Below are 11,863 nucleotides of genomic sequence, written 5' to 3'. Positions count from 1 at the left end.
GTGCGCGTACTCAGTACGCGCTGTTGACGTTGTCGATCGAGCCGTACTTGTCGGCCGCGTAGTTGGCCGCGGCGGTGATGTTGGCGACCGGGTCGTAGATGTTCGTCGAGGTTCCGGCGACGTGGTACGCGTTGAAGGTCGGCTGGATGACCTGGAGCAGACCCTTGGACGGGATGCCGTTGACGGCGTTGACGTCCCAGTTGTTGATGGCGTTGGGGTTGCCCGAGGACTCCCGCATGATGTTGCGGTGCAGCCCGTTGTAGCTGCCCGGGATGCCCTTGCTCCGCATGATGTCCAGGGCGTGCCGGATCCAGCCGTCCAGGTTGTCGGCGTAGGTCGTCGCGGCGACCATCTGCATCTGGGGACGCACCGCGGACCGGGCGGCGGCCTCCTTGGCGGCGCGGTCCTGGGCGGCCTTCGTGGCCGCTGCGTCCTCGGCGGCCTTCTTCGCGGCGGCGTCCTGGGCGGCCTTCTTCGCGGCCGCGTCCGCGGCGGCCTTCTTGGCGGCGGCGTCGGCCACGGCCTTCTTCTGCGCCGCGATGGCGTCGATCTTCACCGACTCGGTGGCCAGCTGGTCGGTGACCGTGCCCTTGACGTCCTTGACCGGACCGGTGCCGTAGTTCACCTGGGCCACCGTGGCCGGGGCCCCGGTGGTGACCGTCCCGGCGTTGCCGGGAACGGCCGAGAAGGCGAGGGCGGCGGCGCCGAGCGCGGAGACACCGGCGATCGCGATCCTGTGGCGCTGGATCAGCGCGCGACTGTGACCACGGGTGAGGATGTACTTGGGCATGGCAGACGGACCTCTTCGAATAGCGCGGAGGTCGCTCTTGGTCCAGCGGGGGAGGCGGCTCCGGCCCGCACGAACGCCGCGGGGGAAACCGCGGCGCTGAGCGACGGCTGCAATTCTTAGCGGCCGCAAAATGCCTAGGCAAAGGTGTGACGTACGATCCCGGGTAGTGGATCAGCGAAGGGCAAAATAGGACAGACTAGGCCGTCTTTCCCGCTCGTGCGGGGGCTCTTTATCTCCTATGTCCGTTCGTACGTGATGTGGGCCCTATGTGCGGGCTCACATCCAGCAGGCGACGATCTTACGAAGAGTTGCCGCCGCAACGCTCTGCGTGAGGGGCGTCCTCCGGAAGGAGGAGATGGACGTCCCCGAACTCATGCCACAGATAGAGGCCCCGCAGCGCCTCCTCGTAACCCCGGTCGACCGCGGCCCTCCCCGCCACCGCCTCCAGCATCAGCAGATGCGAGGCCTCCGGCTCGTGCAGCCCGGTCAGCAGCCCGTCGACCACCCGCACCCCGCGCCCGGGCGTCACCACGAGATCGGTCCACCCCCCGGCCGGCCGCACCACCCCGTCCGGCCCCGCCGCCGACTCCACGGCCCGTACGGCCGTCGTCCCGACCGCGATCACCCGCCCCCCGCCGGCCCGCACGGCGTTGATCAGCAGCGCCGACGCCCGCGGCACCGTGAACCGCTCCGGATACGGCGGCTCGTGCGCCTCCGCCGACGCCACTCCCGTGTGCAACGTGACCGGCGCGAACCCCACCCCCCGGCTCACCAGCTCCGTCACCGTCCGCGCCGTGAACGGCCGCCCCGCACTCGGCATCTCCGCACTGCCCGCGCCGTCCGGCGACGGCACCGCGAACACCGTCTGGTACGCGGACAGCGGCTGGTCCCGCTCCGTATAGGAGTACCGGATCGGCCGCCCGTGCTCCCGCAGCACCCCGAGGACCTCCGCCCCGGACACCCGCGCCCACCACAACCGCTGCCCGCGCCCGCTCAGCGGCTCCTCCAGCACCAGCCGCCCTCCGCCCGGCAACCCCACCGCCGCCCCGGCGGGCCCGCCCGCACGCGCGCGCGTGGTTCCCGTTCCGTCCGGTTCCCGCAGCTCCACCGCCCACCGGCCGTCGTCCCCGCGCGTGGAGAAATGGACCACCACGCGCGCGTGCCCGATCCGCCCGTCCACCGCCGCGGCCAGCGTGGGCGAGGTGTTCACCACGAGCAGGTCCCCGGCCCGCAGCAGCCCATGCAACTCGGCGAACGTGTGGTGCGTCACCGCGCTGCCCCGCGACACCAGCAGCCGTACGGCGTCCCGGCCGAGCCCCGCCCCCCGCTGCTCGGCCGGCACCCGCGCGGACAGCTCCTCCGGCACGCGCACCGCCGTACTCACCGCTCCTCCAGCAGCGCCGGCGCCGCAAAGCGCCCGCTCGCCGGCCGCTCGGCCAGCAGCCGCAGAAAGGCCGGTACGACACCGGCGGGCGCCGGCCGCGGATCACCGTCGTCCGGTACGGCCGCCGCGTACAGGTCCGTCGCCATGTCCCCGGGGTCGACCGCCCACACCCGCAGGCCCGGCTCCTCGGCGCCGAGCACCGCCGCCAGCTGGTCGAGGGCCGCCTTCGACGCCCCGTAGCCGCCCCACGTCTCGTACGCCTCAGCCGCCGCGTCCGAGCTGACCGCGATCACCGTGCCCGCCGCCGACTCCCGCAGCAGCGGCAGCGCCTCCTGGACCAGGCCCAGCGCGGCCACCGCGTTCACCTCCAGCGCCCTTCGCAACCCCTCCAGGGGCAGCCGCGCCAGCCGCACCAGCGGCTCGGCACCCAGCGCGCTCGCGTTGTTCACCACCAGATCGACACCGCCCAGCCCGGCCGCCGCCGCGACCAGCTCCGCCCGGTGTCCGGCGTCCGTGACGTCCCCGGGCAGCGCCCGCACCCGCGTGCCGTGCGCGGCGACGGCCGTCGCGGCCCCGGCGAGGGCCTCGCCGCCACGGGCGTCGAGCACCAGATCCCAGCCCAGCGCGGCCAGCGCCTCGGCGAGCGCCCGCCCCAGCCCCTTGGAGGCCCCCGTGATGATCCCTACCGGCATGACAACCGTCCCCTCGGTCGAGCCCGCCCCGATCGGCGGTGACCTCAACCTAGGAACGGCACCCTCGCGCCCGCCTCGGCCAACGGCCGCAGAGCGACGGGTCCCTTCGCCCTACGCCACCCGTCCCGCCCCGCGCCCCGGCCCGCCGAGGCCACCCGACCTAGGTCACCAGGCCTACGACCACCGGCCCGGCGCCCGCGTCACCGGTCCGATCCGCGCTGTCACACCCCGCCGGTACCGTGAGGACATGAGTCAAGGCCCCCGGTCCGGCCTCGCCGCGGTGAGTTCCGCGCTACTGGCCATGAGCAGGCACCTGGAGGTGCGCGACGTCCTCAAGACGATCGTCGCCTCCGCCCGCGAACTGCTCGACGCGCAGTACGCCGCCCTCGGCGTCCCCGACGACCACGGAGGCTTCGCCCAGTTCGTGGTCGACGGCATCAGCGACGCCCAGTGGAAGGCCATCGGCCCCCTGCCGCGCCAGCACGGCATCCTCGCCGCGATGCTGCACGAGGCCCGGCCCGAACGCCTCGCGGATGTCCGCAAGGACCCGCGCTTCGAGGGCTGGCCCTCCGCGCACCCGGACATGTCCGACTTCCTGGGCCTGCCCATCCGCGACGGCGACGAGGTGATCGGCGCCCTCTTCCTGGCCAACAAACTGCGCCCGGCGGCCGGCCACCACCCACCCGCCCCGCACGCCGAGCCCCAGGGCGGCTGCGGCTTCACCGAGGAGGACGAGGAACTCCTCTCCATCCTCGCCCAGCACGCCGCCATCGCCCTCACCAACGCCCGCCTCTACGAGCGCAGCCGCGAGCTGACCATCGCCGAGGAACGCTCCCGCCTCGCCCACGAACTGCACGACGCGGTCAGCCAGAAGCTCTTCTCCCTGCGCCTGACCGCCCAGGCGGCGGCGGCCCTCGTCGACCGCGACCCCTCCCGCGCCAAGGGCGAGCTGCAGCAGGTGGCCGCCCTCGCCGCCGAGGCCGCCGACGAACTGCGCGCCGCCGTCGTGGAGCTGCGCCCCGCCGCCCTCGACGAGGACGGCCTGATCGCCACCCTGCGCACCCAGACACAGGTCCTCGACCGCGCCCACACCGCGCGCGTGACCTTCACCGGCACCGGCTTTCGCGCCGTGCCCGCGGCCCAGGAGGAAGCCCTCCTGCGGGTCGCCCAGGAGGCCCTGCACAACGCGCTCAGACACTCGGGCGCACGGCACGTCGACGTGAGCGTGGACCGGCGCGGCGGCGGAGCCGTCCTGCGGATCACCGACGACGGCAGCGGCTTCGACCCGAGATCCGTCCGCAGGGCGGGCCGCCACCTCGGCCTGGTCTCGATGCGGGACCGGGCGAGCGGCGTCGGCGGCACGCTCACCGTGGAATCGGCGCCCGGCAGGGGCACCACGATCGAGATGGAGGTTCCCGGTGGCTGACGCGATCCGGGTGCTGCTCGTCGACGACCACCAGGTCGTCCGCCGGGGCCTGCGCACCTTCCTGGAGGTACAGGACGACATCGAGGTCGTCGGAGAGGCCGCCGACGGTGCCGAAGGCGTCGCCCGCGCCGAGGAGTTGACGCCCGACGTCGTCCTCATGGACGTCAAGATGCCGGGCATGGACGGCATCGAGGCGCTGCGCCGGCTCCGCGACCTCGACAACCCCGCGCGCGTGCTGATCGTCACCAGCTTCACCGAGCAGCGCACGGTGGTCCCGGCCCTGCGCGCCGGCGCCGCCGGGTACGTCTACAAGGACGTGGACCCCGACGCGCTGGCCGGCGCCATCCGCTCCGTGCACGCCGGCCACGTCCTGCTCCAGCCCGAGGTGGCGGACGCCCTGCTCTCCCAGGAGGAGACCAACTCCGGGCATGGCAGGGGAAGTTCGCTCACCGAGCGGGAGCGCGAGGTGCTCGGTCTGATAGCGGACGGCCGCTCCAACCGGGAGATCGCCCGCGCCCTGGTCCTGTCCGAGAAGACCGTCAAGACCCACGTCTCGAACATCCTGATGAAGCTCGACCTGGCGGACCGGACCCAGGCGGCGCTTTGGGCCGTACGTCATGGTGTGACGGGCTGAGATTCATACCGTCGTGGGAATGTCACCCTCATGGCGCATCCTCCGCGGGGCCCCCGCGTTCTCCAGTGCGTGCCGCGGCGACCGCCGCGGTGATCGCAAGGAGGGGTTGGAAGAAGTGAAGAACCTGAAGAAGGCAGCGGCCGTGACGATGGTGGCCGGTGGTCTGGTGGCCGCCGCCGCGGGGCTGGCTTCGGCCAACGACGGCGCCTGCGCGGGCGGCGAGGCCCACGGCTCGCCGGGCGTCGTCTCGGGCAACGTCGTCCAGGCCCCGGTGGACATCCCGCTGAACGTGGTCGGCAACAGCGTGAACGTGGTCGGTGTCCTGAACCCGGCCTTCGGCAACCTCGGCCTCAACCACTGAGACCGCGCCGCACAGCGACTTCCGGCCCCCCGGGTCCACCCGGGGGGCCGGTCCGTCCGCCGCGCACCGGTTCTTCGGCCCCACGGGCCGGCGGCTGTCAGCGAACGCCCCGCTCCCGCTCCTCCACGACGGAGTTGTAGGCGGCGACCTGCGCCCGCCGAGCCGTCCGCTCCACCGGCCGCAGCGCCTCCGCCCGCGCCGCCATCTCGGCGGAGCTGACCGCGCCCCCATGCCCGTTCCCGTACGCCAGCGACACCAGCAGCCCCACCCGCTGAGCCAGCTCCAGCACCCGCACCGCCCGCGACGGATACCCCGGCGCCAGCACCTCCCGCTCCCGCTCGGCCCGAGCCCGGTACGCGTCGATCGTCGCCTCCGCCACCGGCCCCGACCCGGCGACGTCCAACCGCGACAACACCCGCGTCGCGTCCCGCAACGCCTCCGCCAGCTCCCGCTCGGCCTCACCCAGCGAGGGCACGTCGGCGGGCGGAGCCTCCCGCACCGGCAGCACCTGCCACACCACCTCGACATGCACATCGCCAGCCGGCCCGGCCTCGTACACCCGCGGCACCAGCCCCAGCGCGGCCCCGTGACAGACCACCGCCTCCTCGGCCTCCAGCGCCCGCGCGTTGAACTCCGGCGGCCCGCTCAGCCCCAGCGGATGCCCGGGCCGGGGCAGCGCCACCCGCAGCCCGGTCGCCCCCAGCGTCCGCAGCCGCCCGAGGCCCAGCGTGAGCCCGACCGGCGCCGGCTCACCCTCCAGCCCCTCCACCCGGTGCACCGCGTCCTCGCCCACGATCGCGAGCACGGCGTCATCCGGAGAGACAAGTCCGGCCAAAAGGGCATTTCCCCAAGCGGCGAGGCGTCCTGAACGCGGTTCCGAGAGCATGCCCCCACCCTAAGGACCAGACCGATGGAATGGAGCGCCGTACTCGTGGCGTAGATTTCGTAGGGGCTGCGCCCACCGGCGCGGCGGACCGAGCCACAGGCGTAAGCGACAGCCGAGACCGGCCACAATGCAAGGGGAGACAACGCGCTCATGAGCGATGTTCTGGAGCTTCAGGACGTATCCGTGGTCCGCGAGGGCCGGGCTCTGGTGGACCAGGTCTCCTGGTCGGTGAAGGAGGGCGAGCGCTGGGTCATCCTCGGCCCCAACGGTGCCGGCAAGACCACCCTCCTGAACGTCGCCTCCAGCTACCTCTTCCCCAGCAAGGGCACCGCCACCATCCTCGGCGACACCCTCGGCAAGGTCGACGTCTTCGACCTGCGCCCCCGCATCGGCGTGGCCGGCATCGCCATGGCCGAGAAGCTCCCCAAGCGCCAGACCGTCCTGCAGACCGTGCTGACCGCCGCGTACGGCATGACGGCCGGCTGGCAGGAGGAGTACGACGAGATCGACGAACAGCGCGCCCGCGCCTTCCTCGACCGCCTCGGCATGAGCGACTACCTCGACCGCCGCTTCGGCACCCTCTCCGAGGGCGAGCGCAAGCGCACCCTGATCGCCCGCGCCCTGATGACCGACCCCGAACTGCTGCTGCTCGACGAGCCCGCCGCCGGTCTCGACCTCGGCGGCCGCGAGGACCTGGTCCGCCGCCTGGGCCGGCTCGCCCGCGACCCCATCGCCCCCTCGATGATCATGGTCACCCACCACGTCGAGGAGATCGCCCCCGGCTTCACCCACGTCCTCATGATCCGCCAGGGCAAGGTGCTCGCCGCCGGCCCCCTGGAGCTCGAACTCACCTCCCGCAACCTCTCCCTCTGCTTCGGCCTCCCCCTCGTCGTGGAACAGGTCGGCGAACGCTGGACCGCGCAGGGCCTGCCCCTGTCCTGACCCCGTCGCGCCCTGTCCCCGGCACGAGCCCGGCCCTACCATGACGATGTGAACGACATCGACGCATGGGTGTGGTGGCTCGTCGGCGCGGCAGCGCTCGGAATCCCGCTCGTCGTCACCGCCATGCCGGAGTTCGGCATGCTGGCGGTGGGTGCCATCGCGGCCGCGGCCGTCGCCGGCCTCGGCTCCGGTCTCGTGATCCAGGTACTCACCTTCGTCGTCGTCTCGGTCGCCCTCATCGCCGTCGTCCGCCCCATCGCGGCCCGCCACGGCAGACAACGGCCCCAACTCGCAACCGGCATCGACGCGTTGAAGGGCAAACAGGCGGTCGTGACGGAGCGGGTCGACGGTTCGGGCGGCCGGATCAAGCTCGCCGGAGAGATCTGGTCCGCACGCTCCCTGGACACCGACCGCGCCTACGACGTGGGCCAGGAGGTGGACGTCGTGGAGATCGAGGGAGCCACCGCCATCGTCATCTGACCTCGAAGGACTTCAACTGGACCGAACGCCTCCCGAGTTCGGCGACGGTCTGTCAGACTCGACCAGCAAGATCTTCAACAGCCATAAGATCTTCCCAGGCGCCGAGGCGGAGAAGGGTACGGGGACTCGATGGAACCGGTCATCATCGTCCTGATCATTCTGGTGGTGTTGGTCTTCATCGCCCTGATCAAGACCATCCAGGTCATCCCACAGGCCAGCGCGGCCATCGTCGAGCGCTTCGGCCGCTACACACGGACCCTGAACGCGGGCCTCAACATCGTCGTCCCGTTCATCGACACCATCCGCAACCGCATCGACCTGCGCGAACAGGTCGTCCCGTTCCCGCCGCAGCCCGTCATCACCCAGGACAACCTGGTGGTGAACATCGACACGGTCATCTACTACCAGGTGACCGACGCCCGGGCGGCCACCTACGAGGTCGCCAGCTACATCCAGGCCATCGAGCAGCTCACCGTCACCACGCTGCGCAACATCATCGGCGGCATGGACCTGGAGCGCACCCTGACCTCCCGCGAGGAGATCAACGCGGCCCTGCGCGGCGTCCTCGACGAGGCCACCGGCAAGTGGGGCATCCGCGTCAACCGCGTCGAACTGAAGGCCATCGAGCCGCCCACCTCCATCCAGGACTCGATGGAGAAGCAGATGCGCGCCGACCGTGACAAGCGCGCCGCGATCCTCACCGCCGAGGGCACGCGCCAGGCGGCCATCCTGACCGCGGAGGGCGAGAAGCAGTCCCAGATCCTGCGCGCCGAGGGTGAGGCCAAGGCCGCCGCCCTGCGCGCCGAGGGCGAGGCCCAGGCCGTGCGCACGGTCTTCGAGGCGATCCACGCCGGCGACCCGGACCAGAAGCTCCTGTCCTACCAGTACCTCCAGATGCTCCCGAAGATCGCCGAGGGCGACGCCAACAAGCTCTGGATCGTGCCCAGCGAAATCGGCGACGCCCTCAAGGGCCTGTCCGGCGCAATGGGCAACTTCGGCCCGATGGGCGGAGGTTCCGGCGGCAACGGCTCCGGGAACGTCCCCGACCAGCGTCGCGAGAAGCCGTCCATCGACTGACGCACATGCTGTCGTACGGCGTGGGGCCCACCTTCCCGGAAGGTGGGCCCCACGCCGTACGCGTCACGCCGCGTTCTGTGCCAGCCAGTCCGGCAACGCCTCGAAGTCGTCCTGCCCCAGAGCCAGCAGCATCGCGTCCGCCGGAGTCGGCTCGAACGGCTCCCGCAGCAACGTCATACCGGCCTCCGCCGGAGTGCGGTTCGCCTTGCGGTGATTGTCCTCGGCACACGCGGCCACCGTGTTCAGCCAGGTGTCCTGCCCGCCTTGCGCCCGCGGCACCACATGGTCCACGGTGGAGGCCCGGCGCCCGCAGTACGCGCACCGGTGCCGGTCCCTGACCAGCACTCCCCGCCGCGACCACGGGGCTTGTCTTCGGAACGGCACCCGTACGTACCGGCACAGCCTGATCACCCGGGGCGCGGGTATGTCCACCTCGGCACCGCGCATGCGCAGTTCGGGGTGGGCCTGCTCGACGACGGCCTTGGCCTGGAGAACCAGCACGACGGCGCGGTTCAACGTCACCGTCGACAGCGGCTCGAAGCTCGCGTTCAGCACCAGCGTGTCACGCATCCAGCCCACCTCCCATGTGCACCGGCCCACCCACCGGCGGGCTTGCGATCAACTCTGGACGGGCGCGCCGAGATGGACAACGCAATAAAAAATGCCCGCCCCCGATCACTTCCAAGACCGGGGGCGGGCAAACGTTCTATGAACGCTGGGCTTACTCAGCACTTCCCGGGGTGCTCGTACTCCCCGATGAGCTGGGCGCGGGCGATCGCGTGGAACCGCAGATTGAAGCCCACGACGGCCGGTGACGCGTCGGCGTCCGGGCCGAGCTTCTCCTGGTCCACCGCGTACACCGTGAAGACGTACCGGTGCGGCCCGTCCCCGGGCGGCGGGGCGGCACCGCCGAAGTCCTTCGACCCGTAGTCGTTGCGCGCGTGCACGGCACCCTCCGGCAGCCCCTCGAACTTGCCGCCGCCCGCACCGGCCGGCAGCTCCGTCACGGAGGCCGGAATGTCGAACAGGACCCAGTGCCAGAACCCGCTGCCGGTGGGCGCGTCCGGGTCGTAGCAGGTCACGGCGAAGCTCTTGGTCTCCGGCGGGAAGCCCTCCCATCGCAGCTGCGGCGAGGTGTTGCCCGCCGCCTGGACCTGAGCGTCCTTGAGCGTGGCGCCCTCCCGGACGTCCTCGCTCGTCACCGTGAACGACGGAACGGGCGGATGGAAGTCATGGGGGAGCGGCCGCCGCTTGAGCTCGGTCACCTCGGTACCTCCTGATCGGTTCGTACAGTGGCCTCCGAGCCTAGAACCAGCTGCGCTTGCTGCCGACCTCGGCGATCCACTGGTGGAGGTACGCCGCCCAATCGGTCCCCTGGTAGTCGTGCAGACCCACCTGGAAGGCGCGGTAGGTGTCGCTGCTCTCGCTGAACAGTCCCGGCTTCTTGTCCATCTCCAGCACCACGTCCATGGCGTGCTCGTCGGCGACGAAGCTCAGCTCGACCTGGTTCAGCCCCCGGTACTGCGACGGCGGGTAGAACTCGATCTCCTGGTAGAACGGCAGCCGCTGCCGGGTACCCCGGATGTGACCGCGTTCCATGTCGGCGTTCTTGAAGCGGAAGCCCAGCTGGACGAAGGCGTCCAGGATCGCCTTCTGAGCCGGCAGCGGGTGCACGTTGACGGGGTCGAGGTCACCGGAGTCGACGGCCCGGGCGATCGCCAGCTCGGTGGTCACCCCGATGTGCATCCCGCGCAGCGCCTGGCCGTCGATCATCGTGACCGGCGTCTCCCACGGGATCTCCAGTCCGAACGGCACCGCGTGCACGGCTCCCGCCCGCAGCTCGAAGGCCCCGCCGAGGCTCACCTTCGTGAACTCGATGTCCTGCTTGTACTCGTGGTCGCCGCTCTCCACCTCGACCTTGGCCTGCAGGCCGACGGACAGCCCTTCGATGTCCTGGTTCACGGAGCCGCCCTGGATCCGCACCTCGCCCTGGACCACACCGCCCGGTACCACGTTGACCTCGGTCAGCACCGTCTCGACCGAAGCCCCGCCGGCTCCGAGGCTCGCGAGCAGCTTCTTGAACGCCATGACTCTCCCTTTACGAAACGATTCCTGATCCCTCAAACGCGATCGGGCGGTGGCCGGTTCCCCCCGGGGCGGGTGACACACCTGCACTACCCTCGGAGGGCATGATCGCGCCCCCGGACCGTACGCCACTGCCCCGAGAGTTCTTCGACCGTCCGGTTCTGGAGGTCGCCCCCGACCTCCTCGGCCGCATCCTGGTCCGTACGACCCCGGACGGGCCGATCGCGGTGCGCCTCACGGAGGTCGAGGCGTACGACGGCCCGAACGACCCCGGTTCGCACGCCTATCGCGGCCGCACGGCCCGCAACGAGGTGATGTTCGGTGAGCCCGGCCACGTGTACGTCTACTTCACCTACGGCATGTGGTTCTGCATGAACCTCGTGTGCGGTCCGGAGGGCACCGCGAGCGCGGTCCTGCTCCGCGCCGGCGAGATCATCGAAGGCGCCGAACTGGCCCGCAAACGTCGACTCTCGGCCCGGAACGACAAGGAACTGGCCAAAGGCCCGGCGCGCCTGGCCACGGCCCTGGGTGTCGACCGGAGCCTCGACGGAACCGACGCCTGCGCCTCCGGGGAGACCCCCTTGCGCATCGTGACCGGTACTCCCGTCCCCTCCCACCAGGTACGCAACGGTCCGCGTACCGGAGTCGCGGGTGACGGCGGCGTCCACCCCTGGCGCTTCTGGACCGCCAACGACCCGACGGTGAGCCCGTATCGGGCCCATGTGCCCAGGCGCCGCCGAAGTTGACTCGCTTCGGCAAGGTGCGTAATGTGGCCCGAGCCGCTGAACCGGGTACGGCAATCGCCAGCAGCCGGAGCGGCCAACCCACTACCTACGTCTTCCCCATCGGGGTCGCATTTTGGTGTGCCCGCACGCCCGAATTCGAGCCCGCGCAACTCGATTATGAGTCGGCGAGGGAATCGGCTAACGTAGTGAATGTCGAAAGGCCGACGGCGAAAGCCCAAAGCCTCGAGGCAAATCCCGCCGACCGGGAATCGGACACCGAAAGGATCTGATAGAGTCGGAAACGCAAGACCGAAGGGAAGCCCGGAGGAAAGCCCGAGAGGGTGAGTACAAAGGAAGCGACCGTTCCTTGAGAACTCAACA

The 11,863-nt window shown here is 71.1% G+C and carries 14 protein-coding genes; 7 read left to right on the top strand and 7 right to left on the bottom strand.

What is annotated here, in order from left to right; translation table 11 throughout:
• Positions 1 to 10: 10 nt before the first annotated feature.
• From ACFYMM_RS03430 to ACFYMM_RS03420, 3 genes are all read right to left on the bottom strand, one after another.
• The gene (locus tag ACFYMM_RS03430; protein ID WP_388383359.1) at positions 11 to 790 is read right to left on the bottom strand and encodes a transglycosylase SLT domain-containing protein; all 780 of its coding nucleotides are present in this window, start codon (positions 788 to 790) and stop codon (positions 11 to 13) included.
• A gap of 298 nt (positions 791 to 1,088) precedes the next feature.
• Positions 1,089 to 2,174 carry an S-adenosylmethionine:tRNA ribosyltransferase-isomerase gene (locus tag ACFYMM_RS03425; protein ID WP_388383357.1) on the bottom strand — a complete coding sequence of 362 codons (1,086 nt, stop codon included), beginning with the start codon at positions 2,172 to 2,174 and terminating at the stop codon, positions 1,089 to 1,091.
• Positions 2,171 to 2,866: an SDR family NAD(P)-dependent oxidoreductase gene (locus ACFYMM_RS03420; RefSeq protein ID WP_388383355.1), complete on the bottom strand. Its 696-nt coding sequence runs from the start codon at positions 2,864 to 2,866 to the stop codon at positions 2,171 to 2,173. Before ACFYMM_RS03420 ends, ACFYMM_RS03425 begins: the two co-directional genes overlap by 4 nt.
• A gap of 247 nt (positions 2,867 to 3,113) precedes the next feature.
• On the opposite strand from ACFYMM_RS03420, the gene ACFYMM_RS03415 reads away from it, so the two are divergent.
• The 3 genes from ACFYMM_RS03415 to ACFYMM_RS03405 all read left to right on the top strand — a co-directional run bounded on the left by ACFYMM_RS03415 (position 3,114) and on the right by ACFYMM_RS03405 (position 5,287).
• Positions 3,114 to 4,292 carry a GAF domain-containing sensor histidine kinase gene (locus tag ACFYMM_RS03415; protein ID WP_388383353.1) on the top strand — a complete coding sequence of 393 codons (1,179 nt, stop codon included), beginning with the start codon at positions 3,114 to 3,116 and terminating at the stop codon, positions 4,290 to 4,292.
• A complete protein-coding gene (locus ACFYMM_RS03410) occupies positions 4,285 to 4,926 on the top strand; it encodes a response regulator (RefSeq protein ID WP_388383351.1) in 642 nt (213 codons plus the stop codon). Before ACFYMM_RS03415 ends, ACFYMM_RS03410 begins: the two co-directional genes overlap by 8 nt.
• 115 nt (positions 4,927 to 5,041) lie before the next feature.
• Positions 5,042 to 5,287, top strand: a complete 246-nt coding sequence (locus ACFYMM_RS03405) for a chaplin (RefSeq protein WP_388383349.1) — start codon at positions 5,042 to 5,044, stop codon at positions 5,285 to 5,287.
• Positions 5,288 to 5,384: 97 nt separating this feature from the next.
• Here ACFYMM_RS03405 and ACFYMM_RS03400 read toward each other — a convergent pair whose 3' ends face one another.
• Positions 5,385 to 6,173, bottom strand: a complete 789-nt coding sequence (locus ACFYMM_RS03400; RefSeq protein WP_388383347.1) for a hypothetical protein — start codon at positions 6,171 to 6,173, stop codon at positions 5,385 to 5,387.
• A 150-nt stretch (positions 6,174 to 6,323) separates the two neighbouring features.
• Between ACFYMM_RS03400 and ACFYMM_RS03395 the strand changes: the two genes are divergently transcribed.
• From ACFYMM_RS03395 to ACFYMM_RS03385, 3 genes are all read left to right on the top strand, one after another.
• The gene (locus ACFYMM_RS03395) at positions 6,324 to 7,115 is read left to right on the top strand and encodes an ABC transporter ATP-binding protein (protein ID WP_388383345.1); all 792 of its coding nucleotides are present in this window, start codon (positions 6,324 to 6,326) and stop codon (positions 7,113 to 7,115) included.
• Between the two features lie 48 nt (positions 7,116 to 7,163).
• Positions 7,164 to 7,595, top strand: a complete 432-nt coding sequence (locus ACFYMM_RS03390; protein WP_388383342.1) for an NfeD family protein — start codon at positions 7,164 to 7,166, stop codon at positions 7,593 to 7,595.
• Positions 7,596 to 7,724: 129 nt separating this feature from the next.
• Complete coding sequence (locus ACFYMM_RS03385; RefSeq protein ID WP_388383340.1) at positions 7,725 to 8,672, top strand: SPFH domain-containing protein; 948 nt, start codon at positions 7,725 to 7,727, stop codon at positions 8,670 to 8,672.
• A 63-nt stretch (positions 8,673 to 8,735) separates the two neighbouring features.
• Here the strand turns inward: ACFYMM_RS03385 and ACFYMM_RS03380 are convergent, their stop codons facing one another.
• The 3 genes from ACFYMM_RS03380 to ACFYMM_RS03370 form a co-directional block, all read right to left on the bottom strand.
• Positions 8,736 to 9,242 carry an HNH endonuclease gene (locus tag ACFYMM_RS03380; RefSeq protein WP_388383338.1) on the bottom strand — a complete coding sequence of 169 codons (507 nt, stop codon included), beginning with the start codon at positions 9,240 to 9,242 and terminating at the stop codon, positions 8,736 to 8,738.
• Between the two features lie 155 nt (positions 9,243 to 9,397).
• Positions 9,398 to 9,937, bottom strand: coding sequence for a YbhB/YbcL family Raf kinase inhibitor-like protein (locus tag ACFYMM_RS03375; protein WP_388383336.1), 540 nt, complete (start codon positions 9,935 to 9,937; stop codon positions 9,398 to 9,400).
• Positions 9,938 to 9,977: 40 nt separating this feature from the next.
• Positions 9,978 to 10,760 carry a sporulation protein gene (locus ACFYMM_RS03370; RefSeq protein ID WP_388383334.1) on the bottom strand — a complete coding sequence of 261 codons (783 nt, stop codon included), beginning with the start codon at positions 10,758 to 10,760 and terminating at the stop codon, positions 9,978 to 9,980.
• A 101-nt stretch (positions 10,761 to 10,861) separates the two neighbouring features.
• Between ACFYMM_RS03370 and ACFYMM_RS03365 the strand changes: the two genes are divergently transcribed.
• Positions 10,862 to 11,503 (top strand): DNA-3-methyladenine glycosylase, encoded by a 642-nt coding sequence (locus tag ACFYMM_RS03365; RefSeq protein ID WP_388383332.1) that lies wholly within the window; start codon positions 10,862 to 10,864, stop codon positions 11,501 to 11,503.
• The last annotated feature ends 360 nt before the right edge of the window (positions 11,504 to 11,863 follow it).

It is taken from the genome of Streptomyces sp. NPDC006739 (assembly GCF_042869815.1).
Classification (GTDB): Bacteria; Actinomycetota; Actinomycetes; order Streptomycetales; family Streptomycetaceae; genus Streptomyces.
This window is presented reverse-complemented; position numbering and strand designations above follow the sequence as displayed.

Excerpts from the sequence above, each read along its gene's own strand:
- ACFYMM_RS03430 (WP_388383359.1), bottom strand. The coding sequence starts at position 790 with ATGCCCAAGTACATCCTCACCCGTGGTCACAGTCGCGCGCTGATCCAG.
- ACFYMM_RS03395 (WP_388383345.1), top strand. The coding sequence starts at position 6,324 with ATGAGCGATGTTCTGGAGCTTCAGGACGTATCCGTGGTCCGCGAGGGC.
- ACFYMM_RS03365 (WP_388383332.1), top strand. The coding sequence starts at position 10,862 with ATGATCGCGCCCCCGGACCGTACGCCACTGCCCCGAGAGTTCTTCGAC.
- ACFYMM_RS03380 (WP_388383338.1), bottom strand. The coding sequence starts at position 9,242 with ATGCGTGACACGCTGGTGCTGAACGCGAGCTTCGAGCCGCTGTCGACG.
- ACFYMM_RS03400 (WP_388383347.1), bottom strand. The coding sequence starts at position 6,173 with ATGCTCTCGGAACCGCGTTCAGGACGCCTCGCCGCTTGGGGAAATGCC.
- ACFYMM_RS03415 (WP_388383353.1), top strand. The coding sequence starts at position 3,114 with ATGAGTCAAGGCCCCCGGTCCGGCCTCGCCGCGGTGAGTTCCGCGCTA.
- ACFYMM_RS03385 (WP_388383340.1), top strand. The coding sequence starts at position 7,725 with ATGGAACCGGTCATCATCGTCCTGATCATTCTGGTGGTGTTGGTCTTC.
- ACFYMM_RS03420 (WP_388383355.1), bottom strand. The coding sequence starts at position 2,866 with ATGCCGGTAGGGATCATCACGGGGGCCTCCAAGGGGCTGGGGCGGGCG.
- ACFYMM_RS03370 (WP_388383334.1), bottom strand. The coding sequence starts at position 10,760 with ATGGCGTTCAAGAAGCTGCTCGCGAGCCTCGGAGCCGGCGGGGCTTCG.